This window comes from Pseudomonas sp. LH1G9 (genome assembly GCF_002949975.1).
Taxonomy (GTDB): Bacteria; Pseudomonadota; Gammaproteobacteria; order Pseudomonadales; family Pseudomonadaceae; genus Aquipseudomonas; species Aquipseudomonas veronii.
This window is the reverse complement of record NZ_CP026880.1, coordinates 1,371,302-1,389,970: the sequence shown is the minus strand read 5'-3', so window position 1 is coordinate 1,389,970 and position 18,669 is coordinate 1,371,302. Positions and strand designations below refer to the sequence as shown.

Sequence of the window (18,669 nt, the reverse complement as noted above, 5' to 3'; positions counted from 1 at the left end):
ACTCAACACTAAGACGGTTTTCCGGCCCCGGGACCGAACCGCTGGATCACTTTTCTTTCCAGGCGCTTGGCACAGTGGCCCAGGGCGGCCTTGATTTCCTTTTCGACCATGCGCGTGGAAATGCCGAAACGTTGGGAAATTTCCAGGTGCGGCGCTTCTTCCAGGCGCGCGGCGATGAGGATCTTGCGACGGCGCGCCGGCAGTTCGTAGAGCGCCTTGACCAGGGACTGGATTTCTTTCTGCCCGCCCACTACCCGCGAGGGGTCCTGGGCTTCGTCGGCGCTTTGCAGCAGCTCTTCGACTTCGCTGCCGGTCAACAGCCGGGCGTCGGCTTCGCGGCGATCGGCGGCGATGTTCAAGGCCATGCGGTACAGGTAGGCATTGGGCTGCGCCAGGTTCGGCGGCATGTCCATGCGGTCGACGCGCAGGTAGGTTTCGTGCAGCACATCGTTGGCCAGGTCTTCCGAGCCCAGGCGCTTGCGCAGACGCACCTTGAACTCCTCGTAGGACGCCAGGAACAGGCTGACCATCGTGCTGTGCCCGGAATCTTTCATCCGCCCCAGGCTCCTTTCCCTGCTGTGCATTCCATGCGCGTTCCTGTTGTGTCGGGCATCAAAAGTAAAGTCACCGGCTGGCGCAGCGAGCTCGGCGCCGGGCGTTCGACCCGGGCAGCGCCCAGGCTGCGCACCAGGGCTTCATCGCGTTGTTCATCGCCGGTGGAACTGACCAACCGGCTGTATTCGATCAACCCCTGAGGGCTGACCCAGACCTGCACCAGCGCTCTGAAGCTGCCGGGGTGGGTCAACGGCGAACGGCACAGGCTGGTTTCGATCGCCTGTTGCAACGCCGCGGCATAGCTGTTGTTGATCCGTGCTGCGTTGCGTGCCGATGCACCACGGGTAACAGGAGGTTGGCTGACCGCGGGCAGTTGCAAGGTGAACGCGTCACTGCGTGCATAGCGCGCCATCAGGCCACTCCCCGTCAGCAACATCGCCAAAGCCTCCTGCGCCGTGAAGCGCCCGCGCACGCTGATGGAGCGCCGGCCCCGCGTCAGTTCACGGTCGACCAGCACCGCCATGCCGGTGGCGCGGCTGTACGCTTGCAGTGCGTGTTCCAGATCTTGTGCCGGCAGGTCCAGTATCAACAGCGGCGGCTCTGCCCTCGCCGGGGTACCCAGCGCCAGCAGCAACAGCAAGGCCAGGGCACCGATGGCGCGCCGCAAGCCCCACTGTTCCCCCCCCGCTCTGCATCGCTGCACGGCCGACGTGTCCTTGAAAACCGTCATCCTGAGGCCAGTTTATGAACCTGATGTTACGGTGATAGCAAAAAAAACATCACGGTGATGGGAAACCCGCTGCACTACACTTTCAAGCCTTATCGGCCCAATTCCCCAGGCCCGCCAGGAGGCCCCATGAAGCGACTCCCCACCCTCACCAGCCTGTTGCTGTGTACCGCGCTGCCCCTGCTCGCCCACGCCGAAACCGCCGCCAAAGGCTGCACCGAGGTGACGGTGGATGGCTATAAGGCTCCTGACTATGGCTGCCTGGGCCAGCAGATGGGCAACAACGCGGATGCGGCCAAGGCGGCGCAGAAAAACCGCGAGGCGCAGAACGTACCGGTGCAGAAGCGGCCGCCGAATCAGGTGGGCCTGTCCACCCCGGCGGCGACCAGCATTCGCATGGGCAATACGTTCGGGACGTCGGTCAAACCGCAGCGGCCTTGAACCTCTGACAAGCCATCAAGGCTGAACCGCTCAACCGAGCACGCCCATACAATTCGCTTGGCTGCCCTAGCCCCTAATCTCCTGACTTTCCAAAAAGGCGGGAGAGTAGGCATGTACAAAAAAGTGAGAACGGTATCGCTGGCATTGACGCTATTGACCGGCGCCATGATGAACTGCGCCTTTGCGGCGACGCCAGCGGTCGCCGTGGCACCGCAATATGACACTAGCCATGTGTACGTCGCCCCGGCCGATGTGGACCGTTTCACCCAGAGCTTCCTCGCCACTTTCGGCGGCAGGAGCACGCCCCAGGTGGTGGTGAATGTGCTGCCGGTGCCCAGCAGCACCACCTCGCAGTTGCTGCAGACGCCGGCAGGCACGGTGTCGCTGTTTGGCTTCACCACCCCCATCCCGCATCCGTTCGGCCAGGAACGCAACGGCTATCTGGTCAAGGACATGGACGCAGCGCTCAAAGCCGCCCGGGACAACGGTGCGGCGGTGATCGTCAGCGATTTTCCCGACCCGATTGGCCGGGACGCGGTGATCCAATGGCCAGGTGGTGTGAACATGCAGCTCTACTGGCACACCAAGACCCCAGACTACGCGGCGTTCCAGACCCTACCGGAAAACCGCGTTTACCTCTCCGCCGATCGGGCCGACACGTTCATCCGGTCGTTCCTGGGCTTCTCCCATGGCAAGGTCCTGGCCGATGACAAGCACGCATCCGCGGTCGATGTGGGCCAGGTCAGCGGCACCTACCGGCGCGTCGAGATCGAGTCGCCGTTCGGACGCATGGCGGTGCTGGTCACTAACGGCCAACTGCCCTACCCGTTTGGGCATGAAACCACCGGCTACCAAGTGGCGGACCTGACCGCCACGCTCGGTAAAGCCACCGGCTCGGGTGCCAAAGTGCTGGTGCCGGCCTTCACCAGTAAAAACCGGCGCAGCGCGCTGGTTGAATTCCCGGGCGGCTATATCGCGGAAATTCACCAGCTCAATACGGTGCACTAAGCCCATGCCCATGACTCGACGCACCGGCTGGGGCCTGGCTGTGCTGTGGCCGCTGCTCGCCAGCAGCGGCCACGCAGACGAGTTGGCCACACGACCGGCGATCAAGACCAACCGCTGGCAGGAAGACTGGTCCGTACTCAGCGATCCGGCGCTGCGCACGCAGCCACTGGACAGCTTGAAGTACCTCCCGCTGTCCAGCGCCAACCCATTCACCTACCTGTCCCTCGGCGCAACATTGCGCGAGCGCTTCGAGATGAACGATGCCAGCGGTTTTGGCGTACACAATGTGGCCCGTGATAGCTACTTGCTCCAACGCTTCCAGGTCCATGCCGACCTTCACTTGAATGAAAACTGGCGTGTGTTCACCCAACTCGAAGATGTGCGGGCCTACGACAAGACCACGATCGGCGGCGCCGATCAGAACCGCGTGGACCTGCGCCTGGCCTTCGCCGAATACATCAACACCTTCGACGCCGGCACCTTCAAGAGCCGTATCGGCCGCCAGGACTTTGCCTTTGACTTGCAGCGTTTCATCTCGTCGCGGGACGGCCCGAATGTGCGGCAATCCTTTGATGCGCTGTGGGCCGACTGGGAGACCCGTCAGTGGCGCTTTATCGGCATCGCCAGCCAGCCGGTGCAGTATCAGGACGGGCGGCACTTCGACGACACATCCAACAGCGATGCGCGCTTTCATATGCTGCGGGTCGAGCGACTGGTAGGCGGCAAGAATGAACTGTCAGCCTACTACGGCGTGTATGAGCGCAGCGCCGCGCACTATCTGGATGCGGACGGCGATGAAACCCGGCATTTCGTCGACGCACGCCTGGGCGGGGCGGCCCAGGGTTTCGACTGGGACATCGAAGCCATGCTGCAAAGCGGCTCGGTAGGCCACAAGGACATTCGCGCCTGGGCCGGCGGCAGCCGCACCGGATACACCTTCGATAGCCTGGCGTGGAAACCGCGCATCGGCCTGCAATTGGATATTGCCTCGGGCGACCGTAAAGCCGGCGACGACACCCTCGGCACTTTCAACCCGCTGTTTCCCAACGGCTACTATTTTTCCCTGGCGGGCTATACGGGCTACAGCAACCTGATTCACGTCAAGCCCTCGATCACCGTTCAGCCTGTCGACAAGCTGAGCGTGCAGACCGCCGTCGGCCTGCTCTGGCGGCAGACCACCAGCGACGCGGTCTACACCCAGCCGAACTTGCCGGTCGCCGGCACCGCAGGCCAGGGTGATCGCTGGACCGGCGCTTACGCTCAACTGCGTACCGACTATGTGTTTACGCCAAACCTCAGCGGCGCGGTTGAAGCGGTGCATTACGCAGTCGGCCGGACCTTGCGCGATGCCGGAGGCGACGACAGTCATTATTTGGGGGTAGAGCTCAAGTTCAGTTGGTGAACCCAAGCAAGCACACCCATACAAGCCCGTTGCCCGGTTTGGGGCAATAGTGATCCTGATGTTTTTCGTTCCTCAACCAAGGAGTTTTCCATGAGCACATTCGTTGCCAAAGACGGTACCCAGATCTACTTCAAGGACTGGGGCAGCGGTAAACCCGTGTTGTTCAGCCATGGCTGGCCGCTGGATGCCGACATGTGGGAATACCAGATGGAATACCTGAGCAGCCGCGGCTTTCGCACCATCGCGTTTGACCGCCGGGGTTTCGGGCGCTCGGATCAGCCGTGGAGCGGTAACGACTACAACACCTTTGCCGACGATATCGCCCAACTGATCGAACACCTGGACCTCAAGGACGTAACCCTGGTCGGCTTTTCCATGGGTGGCGGCGACGTCGCGCGCTACATCGCCCGCCACGGCAGTGCCCGTGTCGCCGGCCTGGTGCTGCTGGGCGCGGTGACGCCGCTGTTCGGTCAGAAACCGGACTACCCGCAGGGTGTGCCCACCGATGTGTTCGACGGTATCAAGGCCGGCCTGCTGAAGGATCGGGCGCAGTTCATTGCTGATTTCAACCTGCCGTTCTTCGGCATCAACAAAGGTCAGAAAGTCTCCGACGGCGTACTGACGCAAACCCTGCAGATCGCCCTGCTGGCATCGCTCAAGTCGACCGTGGATTGCGTCACCGCCTTCTCCGAGACCGACTTCCGCCCGGACATGGCCAGGATCGACGTGCCGACCCTGGTGATCCACGGCGATGGCGACCAGATCGTACCGTTCGAAACCACCGGCAAGGTAGCGGCCGAGATGATCAAGGGTGCCGAGCTGAAGGTCTACAAAGACGCGCCGCACGGGTTTGCAGTGACCCACGCCCAGGCATTGAACGAAGACCTGCTGGCGTTCCTGAACCGCTGAACCGCTTAGACCCCCTCTCCTTATTTGGCCGGGCTTGCCCGGCCTTTTTTTGCTCAGGCAAAACGCTGACCGAGGGTGAAGCGACCCGGCCCGGCGATCAGCACGCTGGTGAACATGATCAACAGCAGCCAGCCGAACTGCCCTTCCAGCAATGTCCACTCCGGGTGCACCACCAGCATCGCGATCAGCAGCACCGCGAGGATCGGCAGGCAGGCCAGGCGCACCAGCACCCCGGCGATGATCAACAGCGGGCACAGCACTTCGGCGCCAATCGCCAGCAGCAACGTGACGTGGGCGCCGAGGTGAAACGGGTCTTCGATCAGCTTCAATTGCTCGCTGTAATTGAGCAACTTGGGCATGCCATGCACCCAACACAGAAACAGCGCGCCGCTGACCCGCAGAAACAGCAGACCCACATCCTGATTTCTTGATTCGTTCATAAGCGACCTGTCCGTGAGATGACTGAGGCCGATTGTGTGCACAAAGATGCCGGCGAGCTTGCAAGCGTGTGCTGACCTCAGTCCCCGGTGCCGGCAAACCCCGCGACGATTTCATCGATCACCACCCGCACCCGCGCGGTGTGGCGCAGGTCGGCGTGGGTCACCAGCCAGACGTCGTAAGGCATCGGCCGAGTGCGCTCCGGCCAGAGACGCACCAGCCCGTCGCGTTCGCCGGTACACACCGGCATCTCACCGATACCGATACCGGCGGCAATGGAACGGCGCACCAGCAGGCCGGAGCTCAGGGTGGCCGCGATGCGGCCGCGGCCCAGGGGTTCGCAGACCAGGGTCATGTCCTTCTGGCTCTGCAGATAGGCGTGGTACACCACCAGATCATGGCCTTCGAACAGGCTGCCGGGCTCCGGTGCGCCGTGGCGGTCGATATAAGCCTGGGAGGCAAACAACCCAACCGGCCAACGTGCGATACGCCGCGCGATCAGGTCAGGGCTGTCCGGGCGCATGTTACGCACGGCGATGTCGGTTTCGCGCTTGGCCAGGCTGAGAAACTGGGTGGACGCGTCCAGATGCACGCGCACGTCGGGGTGCTGCTCGTGCAAGCGGGCAATCGCCGGGATCAGGAAATCGATGGCCAACGAGTCGGTGGTACTGACCCGCACGGTGCCGGTCAGGCGTTCGTCCAAGCCTTGTATCTGGCGCTCCAGGTCGAGGGCCGAGCGTTCCATTTTTTCCACGCTGCGCAGGGCGGCTTCGCCGACGGCGGTCAGCGCGTAGCCTTCGGAAGTGCGCAGGAACAGGGTGGCGCTCAAGGACTTTTCCAGCGCGTTGATCCGTCGGCCGACGGTGGCCTGGTCAACCCCCAGCACCCGCGCCGCGCCACGTAAGGTCGACTCGCGGCACACCGCCAGGAAGACCCGTGCATCGTCCCAATTCATGCCCCCTCCTTATGCTGCATATATGCATCGATGTGCCGCATACTCGCAGCGTTATTGCATCATGCAACGGGGCTATGCTGAGCGCCAGAGAAAACCCTCAGGACCGCCGTCATGCCCGACACTCACACCCCGCCCCGCCGCGCACTGTGGTTACCGATCTTCGCCGGCCTGTGCGCCAGCCTGGTCAGCATCGGCCTGGCGCGCTTCGCCTATACCCCGCTGATCCCCTCGCTGATCCAGGCTCACTGGTTTGCCGCCAGTGACGTGGTGTACCTCGGCGCCGCCAACCTGGTGGGCTACCTGGTCGGCGCCCTGATCGGACGGCCCCTCGCCCGGCGCACCTCGAACACGGCCGCCTTGCGGCTGATGATGGTGGCCGTGACCCTGGCGTTCTTTGCCTGTGGCTTTCCCTTGTCGTTGCTCTGGTTCTTCGCCTGGCGCCTGCTGTCGGGCATCGCCGGGGGCGCGATCATGGTGCTGGTGGCGGCGACGGTGTTGCCCCACGTACCCGCGGCGCGTCGGGGCCTGGCCAGCGGCGCGATCTTCCTCGGCATCGGCCTGGGCATTGCAGGTTCCGGGACGATTGTGCCGCCGTTGTTGAGCCTGGGTTTGCAACAGACGTGGTTCGGCCTGGGCCTGTTGGCGCTGGTATTGACGGCAGCGAGCTGGTTCGGCTGGCCTTCGGGCACCCTGCATGAAGCGGCACCGCAAGCCAACGCGTCCGTCGCGACCCCGCCGGGCGTATACCTGCTGTTTGGGCAATACGCGTTCATGGCCGCCGGGCTGGTGCCGGCCATGGTGTTCCTGGTGGACTACGTCGCCCGTGGCCTGGGGGCCGGGCCGCACGTCGGGGCGATGATCTGGGTAATGTACGGCCTGGGGGCGATTGTCGGCCCGGTTACGTATGGATTTCTCGCCGACAAGCTCGGTGCGCGCCTGAGCATCCGCCTGGTGCTGGCGGTGCAGGCGATTACGGTCGGCCTGCTGCCGGTCTCCAGTTCGTTCACCGCGTTGGCGCTGCTGGCGGTGATCCTCGGTTCGTTCCCGCCGGGTATCGTGCCGCTGGCATTGGCGCGGGTTCATGAGCTGGTGCCCAACCATCACCATCAACAGCTCGCCTGGAGCCGCGCAACGGTATCTTTCGCCACTTTCCAGGCGCTGGCAGGCTTTGCCTACTCGGCGCTGTTCAACGGCAGCGGCGGCCAGCATGCCCTGTTGTTCATGATCGCGGCCGGGGCCATCGTGGTCGCGCTGCTGCTGGAACTGGGCATGATCCTGCTGAACCGCCGCCCGTCAGAGGCGGTCCCAACCCATACGCTCATCGCCACAGGAACTCTCGAATGACGCTCCCGCACGAAATGACCCTGATCGAAATCACCCAGCCCGGCGGCCCCGACGTCCTGCAACCGCGGCGGGTCGCCGTACCGGTGGCGGGACCGGGCGAGATCCTGATCCGTGTGCAGGCGGCCGGGGTCAATCGCCCGGACGCCTTGCAACGCGCCGGCAAGTACCCGCTGAAACCCGGCATGAGCCTGATTCCGGGGCTGGAAGTGGCCGGTGAAGTGGTGGCGCTCGGCGACGGCGTCAGCGCATACGCCATTGGCGACAAGGTGTGTGCCCTGACCAATGGCGGCGGCTATGCCCAGTTTTGCGCGGTGCCCGCCAGCCAGGCGTTGCCGATCCCCGAGGGCATGGACTGGATTCAAGCCGCCGCCGTGCCGGAAACCTTCTTCACCGTGTGGTCCAACCTGTTCGGCCTCGCCGGCGCGCATAAAGGCCAGCGCGTGTTGATCCACGGCGGCACCAGTGGCATCGGCACCACCGCGCTGATGCTCTGCCGCGAATTCGGTATCGAGGCCTTCGCCACCGCCGGCAGCGCCGACAAATGCGCCGCCATCGCCAAGCTGGGCGCCGAACCGATCAACTACCGCGAGCAGGACTTCGCCGACGTCATCGCGCAGAAGACCGCCGATCAGGGGGTTGATGTAATCCTCGACATCATGGGGGCCTCGTACCTGAACAATAACCTCAAGGCCCTGGCCATGGACGGTCACCTGGTCATGCTCGGCTTTCTCGGCGGCGGCAAGGCGCATGACGTCGACCTGCTGACCATCCTCGGCAAACGCGCGGTGTTAACCGGTTCACTGTTGCGCCCCCGCACCCGCGAGGAAAAGGCCATGATCGCCGAACAGCTGCGCGAACAGGTATGGCCTGTGCTGGCCGCCGGGCGTTGCCTGCCGATCATCGACAAGGTCTACGCCTACACCGACGCCGCCCAGGCCCACGCCCGGATGGAAGGTGGGGATCATATCGGCAAGATTGTGTTGCAGGTGGCGTGACGCCTGATGCCGTCACTGTCGGGCCTTGGCAGGGCCCGACAGCTCGCACAAGAAATGACCTATTGGGCATGCACCGGGTAATCGATATAGCCCACTTCATTGCCACCATACATCCCCTCCGCCCGCAGCGGATTCAACGGCCAGCCATTGAAGAGCCGTTGCGGTAAGTCCGGGTTGGCAATGAAGGGCCGCCCGAACGCAATCAGGTCGGCCAACCCCGCGTCGACCAACCGCGCACCGCGCTCGGCGGTGTAACGCCCGGCGTAGATAATCCGCCCGGTGAAGGTGTCACGCACGGCCTGACGGAACGTGTCGGGCAGGTCGGGGGCGTTGTCCCAGTCGGCTTCGGCAATCGAGACATAGGCGATGCCCGCCGCTTGCAGCACCTTGATCGCTTCCAGGTAGGTGTGGTGCGGGTCGTCTTCCACCAGGCCGATGTACACGCGGTCCTGATCGGTGCCGCTGAACAACGGCGAAAAGCGCACGCCCAGGCGCTGCGGGCCGACCACCTGGCTCACAGCCTCGACAATCTCCCGCAAAAAACGCAGACGGTTGTGCAGCGAACCACCGTACTCGTCGTCGCGCTGGTTGGCGTGGGCCGAGATGAACTGGTTGACCAGGTAACCGTTGGCCGCATGGATCTCCACCCCGTCAAACCCGGCGTCCAACGCATTGCGTGCCGCCTGTGCGTAGTGCCCGACCAATGCCTTGACCTCAAGGGTGGTCAAGGCACGGGGCACGGGCGGTTGGACCAGTTCACCCTGGCCAGGCCCGGTGGCGATGAACGCCTTCGCCTGTTCGGCCTGGAGCGCGGACGGTGCGACGGGCGCGGCGCCGTCAGGCTGCAACGCATTGTGGGACACCCGGCCCACATGCCAGAGCTGGGCGAAGATCACCCCGCCTTCGGCATGCACCGCGTCGGTGACGGTGCGCCAACCGTCGATCTGCGCCGGGGTGTAGATGCCCGGCGTCCAGGCGTAACCCTGGCCGCGCGGCTCGATCTGGGTGCCCTCGCTGACCATGAAACCGGCCGAGGCACGTTGACGGTAATACTCGGCCATCAGCTCGGTGGCGACATCGCCGGGTTGCGCGCTGCGTTGACGCGTCAGCGGTGGCAGGACGACGCGGTTGGCCAAGGTGTGATGCCCGAGTTTTATCGGGGTACTTAAAACACTGTGGGTCATTTGAAAGATTCCAAATTCAGGACGAGCGAAACCGTTGGCGGCTCTTGAGAGCCGCCAATCCATGCAGGTTTAAAACCGTTGATTAACTTATGCGGTGAGCTTCAGCAGGGCCTTGGCAACAGCGCTGGAACTGGCAGGGTTCTGCCCGGTGACCAGCAAGCCGTCTTCAAGCACAAAGGATTGCCAATCGGCGCCCTTCTCATACTTGCCGCCCAGTGCCTTGAAATCGTTTTCGATCAGGAACGGCACCACATCGGTCAGGCCGACCGCGGCTTCTTCCGCGTTGGAGAAGCCAGTGACGCGACGGCCCTTGACCAGCGGCTCACCATTGACCGCCTTGACGTGGCGCAAGGCGCCCGGTGCGTGGCAGACAAAACCGATGGGCTTGCCGGCCCGCTCGAACGCCTCGATCAGGGCGATGGACACCGGCGATTCCGCCAGGTCCCACAGTGGGCCGTGGCCACCCGGATAGAACACGGTGTCGAAGTCGGCGGTGTTGATCGTGTCCAGCTTGACGGTGTTGGCCAGGGCCTGCTGCGCGGCCGGGTCGGCGGCAAAGCGGCGGGTCTGTTCGGTCTGCGCATCCGCTTGATCGCTCGCCGGGTCCAGTGGCGGCTGGCCGCCGGCCGGAGACGCCAACACCACATCGGCGCCGGCGTCCTTGAACACGTAGTACGGTGCGGCAAATTCTTCGAGCCAGAAACCGGTCTTGCGCCCGGTATCGCCCAGCTGGTCGTGAGAGGTCAGTACCATTAATACTTTCATGTTCCAGTGCCTCGATAGGGTTAAGGTCAGTGTGTGTCAGGGCAACCCAACAGCTGGCGGGTCAGCAGCAGCGCCTGATCAAACGGCGCGGATGTACGGGTGATCTTGCTCATGACGCTGCTCCCCAGCCATAACGCATACAGGCTCCGGGCCAGGCTTTGCGGGGCTTGCGCCACTGTCAGCGAACCGTCTTCGATGCCGCGCCCGATCGCGCCGGCAAGCAAGGCGATGGTCCTCGACGTGCCGCGATCCAGGGCCAAGCGCATGGGTTCTGAAAGGTCTGACACTTCCGCACCGAGTTTGACTGCAAGGCATTTGCCCGCGTCGGTGCAGCCGGTCTGGTTGTCGATCCAGCCTTGCCAGTAGCGCATCAACTTGGCGCGCGGGGACAACCCGGGCTGCTCGAACAGTTGCGTCATGCCTTCTACGTAGTGATCGAAGTAGTGGTCGAGCAATACCACACCGAATGCATCTTTGGAGTGGAAGTAGTGATAGAACGAACCTTTGGGCACATCGGCGGCTTGCAGGATTTCGTTCAACCCCACCGCAGAAAACCCTTTGGCGCCGACAATCGATTGCGCCGCGTCGAGAATGGTCTGCCGTGGACTTTTGCTGGCGCTGTGCATGCTTCACTCCGTCCGATTAGACCAGTCGTCTAGTGCATGGGGTGAATGTTAGGAGCCGGGCCGGGCGCCCACAATGTCATATCCGCAAGGATTGCGGACATGCGCCGAACCCGGTTGCCGTTTTCCCGGCACGCGCCGACAATCGCCCCTCCCGCCCGCGTTGGAGTATGGCGATGCATAGCGTTGCGCTGATGGTTTACCCGAACTTCCAGTCCCTGAGCCTCAGCCTGGGCTCGGTGTTCGAGTGCGCGAACCTGCTGCGCGGCGAGCCGGCCTACGAGTTTCACCTGGTGTCGGAAAGCGGCGGCGCGGTGATGACGTCCCAGGGGTTCTCGGTGAACACCACGCCGATCCGGCCGCAGGGCTATGACACCCTGATCGTCAGCGGTTACCTGGAATTTCGCCTGCCGGAGGCCAACCTGCTGGCGCTGGTCAAGGCCGCGTCCGCTCAATCGCGGCGTGTCGCCTCGCTGTGCATGGGCATCTTTGTGCTGGCCGAGGCCGGGTTATTGGCGGGCAAGCGCACCACCACTCACTGGATTCACGCACCGGCGTTTCGCAAGCGCTACCCGGATATTCAGTTGGAAGAAGACAAACTGTTCATCGTCGACGGCCAGATCTGGACCGGCGCCGGCATGAGCGCTGGGGTCGACCTGGCGCTGGCAATGGTGGAGAACGACCTGGGCAGCGACCTCGCCCGGCGTATCGCGCGCAAGCTGGTGATTGCCCAGCGCCGGGGCAGCGAACAGTCGCAGTTATCGGCGTTGCTGGAATTGGACCCCAAATCCGACCGCATCCAACTGGCCCTGGCCTATGCCCGCGAGAACCTGACCCACGACCTGTCGGTGGAAGCCCTGGCCGATGTCGCCCGGCTCAGCCCGCGCCAGTTCAGCCGGGTGTTTCGCGAAGAAACCGGGCAGACACCGGCCAAGGCCATCGAATCCCTGCGGGTGGAAGCGGCGCGGGCGATGATGGAAACCAGCCGCCACCCGGTCGAGGTGGTCGCCCGCGAAACCGGCTTCGGCGACCGCGAGCGCATGCGCCAGGCGTTTCTGCGTGCCTTCGGGCAGCCGCCCCAGGCCATGCAGCAGGCTTTTTTCAGCGAGCGCAGCGTTTAGTGCAACGACGCCCGCGTGATCAGGTAACTGGTCAGTTGCGGATCATCGTCCAGTTCGAGGGTCTGCACCGGGCGTGGCAGGTTATCCAGCACGGTGCGCCAGAACGCCTGGGACACTTCATCCTGGTCATAGAAACGCACCAGCCAGTTGGCCGCGCCGCTGCATAGCACCTGGGTGGCGATCGCGCTGCCGATGCCCTTGCGCCGGTAGCGCTTGAGGATGAACAGGTCGGCCAGTTCCAGGGCATCGATGCCCGGCAATTCACTGCCTTCGATCAGCAGGAAGCCGGCGATATAACCGTCGACCAGCAGCAGGTTGGCGCTCCACTGCGGGTCGTGCCAATAGCGGTTCAGGTGTTCGTCATGGATGTAGAAACGGCCGTCCGCCTCGACATCTTCCTGCTCCCAGTCCGAGGATTCATAGGCGTAGTACTGGTACAGGTTGCGGATCAGCTCGGACGCTTCCGGGCCGGTCTGGATCAATTCGACGGTGGTTTCAGGCATGAGGCTCTCGGTGAAAAAACGCAGGGCGCCATTGTTCACAAAACGCTGCCCCAGTCCAATAGCGGCATGAACCTTTCTACTTGCTGAATCGATTGCAGATAGCTGCCGCCTCGCCCGAACCTTCGAAACATTTCGAATAAACTTCGCCGGCTGCCTCTTTTTTTCTCAAGGACATGTACTTTGACCAACGTCTGTTCCGCCGGCCTGGATGTGGGCTTCGCCTCCCTGGATTACCTGCAGATTTTCATCCTGGGCGTGATCCAGGGCATTACCGAGTTGTTGCCGGTGTCGTCCACCGCCCATATGCGTGTGATCCCCGCCCTGCTCGGCTGGCAGGATCCGGGCTCGGCGTTTTCGGCGGCGATGCAACTGGCGGCGCTGGCGGCGGTGGTCAGTTACTTCTGGCGCGATGTGCGCCAGGTGGTCAGCGGCAGCATTGGCGCGGTGCGCCAGGGTGACTACAACAATCAGTGGTTCAAGCTGGCGGTGGCGATTGTGCTGGCGACCATTCCGATCTGCATTGCCGGCCTGGCGTTGTCGTCGACCTTGAATGCCTGTAACTCGCCGCTGCGCGGGTTGATGGTGATCGGCATTGCCTGCGTGGTGATGGCAGTGTTGCTGGCGGCGGCCGAACTGCGTGCGCGGCATACGCGGGAGGTGAGCGAAATGCGCCTGCGCGATGCGTTGATCGTCGGTATCGCACAGATTGGCGCCTTGATTCCCGGGGTCTCGCGCTCCGGCTCCACACTGACCGCCGCGCTGTTCCTCAATTTCAAGCGTGAAGAGGCTGCGCGTTTCTCTTTTCTGCTGGGCCTGCCGGCGATCGCCCTCGCCGGCTTGAAGGAGCTGTGGGTGCTGCTGCACGCCGATATGCCGGTGCATGCCTGGCCGCACTTGCTGTTTGGCCTGGTAGTCGCCAGCGTCTCGGCGTTCTTCGCGATCTGGGGCCTGATGAAGTTCCTGGAGCGGTTCTCCACCTGGCCGTTCGTGATCTACCGCGCGCTGCTGGGGATCTTCCTGATCGTGGCGGTCAGCACCGGGTTGTTGAGCTGAGCCTCATCGACCTCAGCGCTCGAAATCGCGTGCATCGTGCCGCTCCGGCAGTTGCTCTTCGAGCGGCCCGGACACCCGGTTGACCCGCCGTCCACGCTGCACCGCCGGGCGCGCCTCGATCGCATCGGCCCAGCGCAGCACATGTTTGTAATCCTGCACCGAAAGGAACTGCGCCGCGTCATACAGGCGGCCTTTGACCAGGCCGCCGTACCAGGGCCAGATTGCGATGTCGGCGATGGTGTAGTCGTCACCGGCAATGTACTCGCTCACGGCCAGGCGCTTGTCGAGCACATCCAGTTGGCGCTTGGTTTCCATGGCAAAGCGGTTGATCGGGTACTCCATCTTGCTCGGCGCATAGGCGTAGAAATGCCCGAAACCACCGCCCAGGTACGGCGCGCTGCCCATCTGCCAGAACAGCCACGACAGGCACTCGGCGCGGGCCGCAGGTTCAGTCGGGAAGAACGCCCCGAATTTCTCCGCCAGGTACTGCAGGATCGCACCGGACTCGAACACGCGAATCGGCGTGGCGCCGCTGCGGTCGAGCAAGGCGGGGATTTTCGAGTTCGGGTTCACCGCCACAAAGCCGCTGCCGAACTGGTCGCCGTCGCCGATCTTGATCAGCCAGGCGTCGTATTCCGCGCCGGTATGCCCGAGGGCCAGCAGCTCTTCGAGCAGGATCGTGACTTTCTGCCCATTGGGCGTGGCCAGCGAGTACAACTGCAGCGGGTGTTTGCCGACCGGCAGTACCTTGTCGTGGGTCGCCCCGGCGATGGGCCGGTTGATACTGGCGAACGTGCCGCCACTTTCGGTGTCCCAGGTCCAGACCTTGGGGGGTACGTATTCGGTCATGCTTACGACTCCTGATGTGCTTGAGGTCAACGAATCGACCCAGACTAAACCAAAGGTTGGGGTTGCGTCACAACCCAGCCTTCATCCTTGAGCGCTGGGTGGACACTTATCGGTAACGCCTTTCAATTGCCCCAGGTAGCCGTCCACTTCCTTGAACAACCACTGGGAAAACGCCTGCTGCTTGGTGTGCGAACCTTCGCGGGGCGGCCAGACCAGCCAGTAGGGATACGCGTAGGGCACACTGATATCGCCGAGCTGCACCAGTTCGCCACGGGCGATGGCGTCCTGCACCAGGCTGCGCCGCTCCAGGGCGATGCCCTGCCCCAGGCGCACCGCCTCCAGGATCAGGTTGGAGTCATTGCTGCATAAGCCGGCGCGCTCACCGGACATCTCGACGCCCGCCGCCTCGCACCATGGCAGCCAGGACTCGGTGCTATGGATGATCGGGCTGTCGACGATCTGCTCTGGTGTCTGCGGCAACTGCCCGTGATTGAAATGAGGCGCGGCCACGGCGATCACTTCATCGTGAAACAACAGCCGCTGCTCTACGCCGTCCCAATCGCCCTCGCCCATGCGGATGCCGATATCGACCGATTCCTGATGCAGGTTGGAAATGCTCAGGCTGGCTTGCAAGCGAATGCGGATATGCGGGTACAACGCCTGGAACGTCGGCAGGCGTGGGACCAGCCAGGAGCAGCCGAACGAGGGCAGCACCGCGACCACCAGTTCATCGGTCTTGGGTTGGGCCTGGATCAAGCGCGTGGCTTCGGCGATATCTCCCAGCGCCTTGCGAATCTGCAAGGCGTACAGGCGCCCGTCTTCGCTCACCCGCAGGCCGCGACCTTCGCGCACGAACAGGGCCAGACCGACGAGCTCTTCCAGCACTTTGATCTGCTGGCTGATGGCTGAGTGGGTGACGTGCAGTTCCCTGGCCGCCAAAGTCACGCTGCCCAATCGCGAGGTGGCTTCGAAGCTGCGCAGGCAGGTCAAGGGAGGAAATGCGTTCATGTAAGCTCAGCTAACCTTTCACGGTAAAAATAATCGATATTGCAGGACCTACAGCCGCTTTAAAGTTACCTAAATTAACCAATCCTGCCAACTACCCATTACCAAGGAGGCTTTATGAAACTGGTCGGCATGCTGGACTCGCCTTATGTACGTCGCGTGGCCATTTCCCTGGAACTGTACGGGGTGGATTTTGTGCATGAGCCCTTGTCCGTGTTCAGCACCTACAACGCATTCGCGCGGATCAACCCCGTGGTCAAGGCGCCCACCCTGGTGCTGGACGATGGGACCGTGTTGATGGACTCCAGCCTGATCCTGGATTACCTCGAAGCCCTCGCGCCAGCTGACAGAAAGTTGCTGGCGCAGCCCCCGGCGGCACGCGCCAAGGACCTGCAGTTGCTCGGGCTGGCCCTGGCGGCCTGTGAGAAAAGCGTGCAGATCGTCTATGAACACAACCTGCGGCCGGCCGAGAAGCAGCATGCGCCGTGGCTCGACCGCGTCAGCGGGCAATTGCTGGCCGCGTATACGCTGCTGGACAAACACCTGAGCCAGGCCGACAGCGAAGCGCTGACCCAGGCCTCGCTGACGGTAGCGGTCGCCTGGTCCTTCAGCCAGTTCACCGTGGCCTCGGTGGTCAAGGCAGATGCGTTCCCCCATGTGCAACGCCACGCCGAACGCCTGGAGCAGCACCCGGCCTTCAAGCGCTACCCCATCAAATGACCGGAGTTACACCCAGCCGCCATCGACAATGAAGTTCTGCGCCGAACACATCGCTGACGCCTGCGAGGCGAGAAACAGCGCCATGCTGGCGATGTGTTCCGGCAATACGCTGCCAGGCAGGCACTGGCTGCGGCTGATCAGTTCCTTGGCGGCGTCGTCGACCCACATCGTCAATTGTTTTTCGGTCATCACCCAACCCGGCACCAGCGTATTGACGCGGATACGGTCCGGGCCCAGCTCACGCGCCAGCGCCCGCGTCATGCCGTGGGCGGCGGCCTTGCTGGCGGCGTACACCGGGTAGCCGGCGGAGGCCATCATCCAGCCAACGGAGCCCAGGTTGATGATCGAACCGCCGCCCGCACGTTTCATCATCGGCACCACAGCCTTGGCAGCAAAAAAGGCGTGCTTGAGGTTGACCGCGATCAGCTTGTCGAACGTCTCCGAATCAACTTCCTCCAGGGTATGACGCACGTCGTTGGCGGCATTGTTCACCAACACGGTGATCGGCCCCAGGGCGTATTCGAAGCGCGCAATCGCGGCCTTGTAGGCAATCTCGTCGGTGATATCGCAGTGACCGAACTCGACGGTGTGCCCCTGGGCACTCAACAACGCGGCCAGGCGCTCGCCCTGGCCTTGCGCGCGGTCGACGAACGCCACCTTGGCCCCCTGCCCAGCGAAGGCTCGCACCATGAATTCGCCGATCCCCGAAGCGCCTCCGGAAATCAATACGGTCTTGCCCTTGAGGTCGGGATAAACGGCCTGTTCAGTACTCATATCAAGGTTGCCTCGATCAATTAGTCTTATTTTATTTTACGAAATCGGCGTTTAAGGCTATAAATTTGCGGCCTAACCGACAAAATATCGCACATTAGTAGAACTATTCCACTCAAAACAACAAAAGGAAGTTCGACCATGAAGCACCCTCGATACCTGTTGTCCGGCCTCGCCTTGTCCATGCTGATCGCCAGCGGTGGCGCGCAGGCCGCCGGTCTGTCCAGTGAACACAAACCCTTCGGGAAAACCAACGACGGCACCGCTGTCGAGCAGTACATATTGCGCAACAGCCATGGCATGCAAGCCACGGTCATCACCTATGGCGGCGTGTTGCAGGCGCTGAAAGTGCCGGACAAGCACGGCAAGGTCGAGGACGTGGTGCTCGGCTTCGATGATGTGCAGGGCTATCAGCGCGGTACGGCGTTTTTTGGCGCGACCATTGGCCGCTTCGGCAATCGCCTGGCCGGCGGTGCGTTCGAGCTCGACGGCAAGCGTTATCAGGTGCCGCTCAACGACGGTCCCAATTCGCTGCATGGCGGCGCCCAGGGCTTCGACAAGCGCGTGTGGCAAGCCAAGCCCGTCAAGGACAAGGATTCGGTCGGCGTGACCCTGACCTACCTGTCCAAGGACGGCGAGATGGGCTTTCCCGGCAACCTGACCACCGAAGTCACCTATCGGCTCAACGACAACAACGAATTGCACATCGACTACAAGGCCACCACCGACAAACCGACGGTGCTCAACCTCACCAACCACAGCTATTTCAACCTCGCCGGCGCGGGCAACGGCGACATCCTCAAGCAGGTGGCGACCTTGCACGCCAGCCACTACACGCCGGTGAATGCCACCTTGATTCCCACCGGCGAAGTGGCACCGGTCAAGGGCACGCCGATGGACTTTCTCCAGCCCACCGCCATCGGCCAGCACATCAAGGACGCGCATCCGCAACTCAAATTCGCCGAGCCAAAACAGGGCGGGTTTGACTTCAACTGGGCGCTGGATACCCAGGGCGACATCAAGCAACTCGCCGCCGACGTGTACGACCCCGCCTCCGGCCGCCGTTTGCAGCTCTACACCACGGAACCTGGGGTGCAGTTCTATACCAGCAACTTCCTCGATGGCTCGGTGAAGGGCAAGGCAGGCAAAACCTACCTGCATTGGAGCGGTTTCACACTGGAGACCCAGCACTTTCCCGATGCGCCGAACCAACCGACGTTTGCCTCGACACGCTTGGACCCCGGGCAGACCTACACCCAGCGCACCATCTTGAAGTTTTCCGCCGATTGAGGATGGCGGCG

At 63.0% G+C, this 18,669-nt stretch carries 21 protein-coding genes; 10 read left to right on the top strand and 11 right to left on the bottom strand.

Annotated elements, in window-relative coordinates:
* Window positions 1-8: 8 nt before the first annotated feature.
* Together C5F70_RS06785 and C5F70_RS06780 are read right to left on the bottom strand one after the other, a co-directional pair.
* Window positions 9-554 (bottom strand): RNA polymerase sigma factor, encoded by a 546-nt coding sequence (locus tag C5F70_RS06785; protein ID WP_017846682.1) that lies wholly within the window; start codon window positions 552-554, stop codon window positions 9-11.
* Entirely contained in the window at window positions 551-1,195 is a 645-nt protein-coding gene (locus C5F70_RS06780) for a secretin and TonB N-terminal domain-containing protein (protein ID WP_026139985.1), read from the bottom strand. The genes C5F70_RS06785 and C5F70_RS06780 overlap by 4 nt, the downstream gene beginning before the upstream one ends.
* A gap of 216 nt (window positions 1,196-1,411) precedes the next feature.
* Between C5F70_RS06780 and C5F70_RS06775 the strand changes: the two genes are divergently transcribed.
* The 4 genes from C5F70_RS06775 (at window position 1,412) to C5F70_RS06760 (ending at window position 5,042) form a co-directional block, all read left to right on the top strand.
* Window positions 1,412-1,723: a hypothetical protein gene (locus tag C5F70_RS06775; protein ID WP_104902977.1), complete on the top strand. Its 312-nt coding sequence runs from the start codon at window positions 1,412-1,414 to the stop codon at window positions 1,721-1,723.
* Window positions 1,724-1,834: 111 nt separating this feature from the next.
* On the top strand, window positions 1,835-2,731 hold the full coding sequence (locus C5F70_RS06770) for a VOC family protein (protein ID WP_104902976.1): 897 nt from the start codon (window positions 1,835-1,837) through the stop codon (window positions 2,729-2,731).
* Between the two features lie 10 nt (window positions 2,732-2,741).
* Window positions 2,742-4,133, top strand: a complete 1,392-nt coding sequence (locus C5F70_RS06765; protein WP_104904539.1) for an alginate export family protein — start codon at window positions 2,742-2,744, stop codon at window positions 4,131-4,133.
* A gap of 90 nt (window positions 4,134-4,223) precedes the next feature.
* A complete protein-coding gene (locus C5F70_RS06760; protein WP_104902975.1) occupies window positions 4,224-5,042 on the top strand; it encodes an alpha/beta fold hydrolase in 819 nt (272 codons plus the stop codon).
* Window positions 5,043-5,095: 53 nt separating this feature from the next.
* Here C5F70_RS06760 and C5F70_RS06755 read toward each other — a convergent pair whose 3' ends face one another.
* The gene (locus tag C5F70_RS06755; RefSeq protein WP_104902974.1) at window positions 5,096-5,482 is read right to left on the bottom strand and encodes a DoxX family protein; all 387 of its coding nucleotides are present in this window, start codon (window positions 5,480-5,482) and stop codon (window positions 5,096-5,098) included.
* 77 nt (window positions 5,483-5,559) lie between these two features.
* Window positions 5,560-6,435, bottom strand: coding sequence for a LysR family transcriptional regulator (locus tag C5F70_RS06750; RefSeq protein ID WP_104902973.1), 876 nt, complete (start codon window positions 6,433-6,435; stop codon window positions 5,560-5,562).
* A 111-nt stretch (window positions 6,436-6,546) separates the two neighbouring features.
* Between C5F70_RS06750 and C5F70_RS06745 the strand changes: the two genes are divergently transcribed.
* Together C5F70_RS06745 and C5F70_RS06740 are read left to right on the top strand one after the other, a co-directional pair.
* Window positions 6,547-7,779 carry a YbfB/YjiJ family MFS transporter gene (locus C5F70_RS06745; RefSeq protein WP_104902972.1) on the top strand — a complete coding sequence of 411 codons (1,233 nt, stop codon included), beginning with the start codon at window positions 6,547-6,549 and terminating at the stop codon, window positions 7,777-7,779.
* Window positions 7,776-8,774, top strand: coding sequence for an NAD(P)H-quinone oxidoreductase (locus tag C5F70_RS06740; RefSeq protein WP_104902971.1), 999 nt, complete (start codon window positions 7,776-7,778; stop codon window positions 8,772-8,774). Before C5F70_RS06745 ends, C5F70_RS06740 begins: the two co-directional genes overlap by 4 nt.
* Window positions 8,775-8,833: 59 nt before the next feature.
* Here C5F70_RS06740 and C5F70_RS06735 read toward each other — a convergent pair whose 3' ends face one another.
* The 3 genes from C5F70_RS06735 to C5F70_RS06725 form a co-directional block, all read right to left on the bottom strand.
* Window positions 8,834-9,958, bottom strand: coding sequence for an alkene reductase (locus tag C5F70_RS06735; protein ID WP_017846692.1), 1,125 nt, complete (start codon window positions 9,956-9,958; stop codon window positions 8,834-8,836).
* Window positions 9,959-10,045: 87 nt separating this feature from the next.
* Window positions 10,046-10,723, bottom strand: a complete 678-nt coding sequence (locus C5F70_RS06730) for a type 1 glutamine amidotransferase domain-containing protein (protein ID WP_057004385.1) — start codon at window positions 10,721-10,723, stop codon at window positions 10,046-10,048.
* Between the two features lie 26 nt (window positions 10,724-10,749).
* Entirely contained in the window at window positions 10,750-11,349 is a 600-nt protein-coding gene (locus tag C5F70_RS06725; RefSeq protein ID WP_046487185.1) for a TetR/AcrR family transcriptional regulator, read from the bottom strand.
* A 173-nt stretch (window positions 11,350-11,522) separates the two neighbouring features.
* Here C5F70_RS06725 and C5F70_RS06720 point away from each other — a divergent pair, with 173 nt between their 5' ends.
* Entirely contained in the window at window positions 11,523-12,467 is a 945-nt protein-coding gene (locus C5F70_RS06720) for a GlxA family transcriptional regulator (RefSeq protein ID WP_046383029.1), read from the top strand.
* Here the strand turns inward: C5F70_RS06720 and C5F70_RS06715 are convergent.
* The gene (locus C5F70_RS06715; RefSeq protein ID WP_026139989.1) at window positions 12,464-12,970 is read right to left on the bottom strand and encodes a GNAT family N-acetyltransferase; all 507 of its coding nucleotides are present in this window, start codon (window positions 12,968-12,970) and stop codon (window positions 12,464-12,466) included. The genes C5F70_RS06720 and C5F70_RS06715 overlap by 4 nt on opposite strands.
* A 180-nt stretch (window positions 12,971-13,150) precedes the next feature.
* Here C5F70_RS06715 and C5F70_RS06710 point away from each other — a divergent pair, with 180 nt between their 5' ends.
* Window positions 13,151-14,023, top strand: coding sequence for an undecaprenyl-diphosphate phosphatase (locus C5F70_RS06710; protein ID WP_104902970.1), 873 nt, complete (start codon window positions 13,151-13,153; stop codon window positions 14,021-14,023).
* 12 nt (window positions 14,024-14,035) lie between these two features.
* Here C5F70_RS06710 and yghU read toward each other — a convergent pair whose 3' ends face one another.
* On the bottom strand, window positions 14,036-14,872 hold the full coding sequence (gene yghU, locus C5F70_RS06705) for a glutathione-dependent disulfide-bond oxidoreductase (RefSeq protein WP_046383028.1): 837 nt from the start codon (window positions 14,870-14,872) through the stop codon (window positions 14,036-14,038).
* Between the two features lie 81 nt (window positions 14,873-14,953).
* Complete coding sequence (locus C5F70_RS06700) at window positions 14,954-15,880, bottom strand: LysR substrate-binding domain-containing protein (protein WP_104902969.1); 927 nt, start codon at window positions 15,878-15,880, stop codon at window positions 14,954-14,956.
* Window positions 15,881-15,994: 114 nt separating this feature from the next.
* Here C5F70_RS06700 and C5F70_RS06695 point away from each other — a divergent pair, with 114 nt between their 5' ends.
* The gene (locus C5F70_RS06695; RefSeq protein WP_104902968.1) at window positions 15,995-16,597 is read left to right on the top strand and encodes a glutathione S-transferase family protein; all 603 of its coding nucleotides are present in this window, start codon (window positions 15,995-15,997) and stop codon (window positions 16,595-16,597) included.
* A 6-nt stretch (window positions 16,598-16,603) separates the two neighbouring features.
* Here C5F70_RS06695 and C5F70_RS06690 read toward each other — a convergent pair whose 3' ends face one another.
* A complete protein-coding gene (locus C5F70_RS06690; RefSeq protein ID WP_017846701.1) occupies window positions 16,604-17,371 on the bottom strand; it encodes an SDR family NAD(P)-dependent oxidoreductase in 768 nt (255 codons plus the stop codon).
* A gap of 138 nt (window positions 17,372-17,509) precedes the next feature.
* Between C5F70_RS06690 and C5F70_RS06685 the strand changes: the two genes are divergently transcribed.
* Window positions 17,510-18,658: an aldose epimerase family protein gene (locus tag C5F70_RS06685; RefSeq protein ID WP_057004388.1), complete on the top strand. Its 1,149-nt coding sequence runs from the start codon at window positions 17,510-17,512 to the stop codon at window positions 18,656-18,658.
* Window positions 18,659-18,669 lie beyond the last annotated feature (11 nt).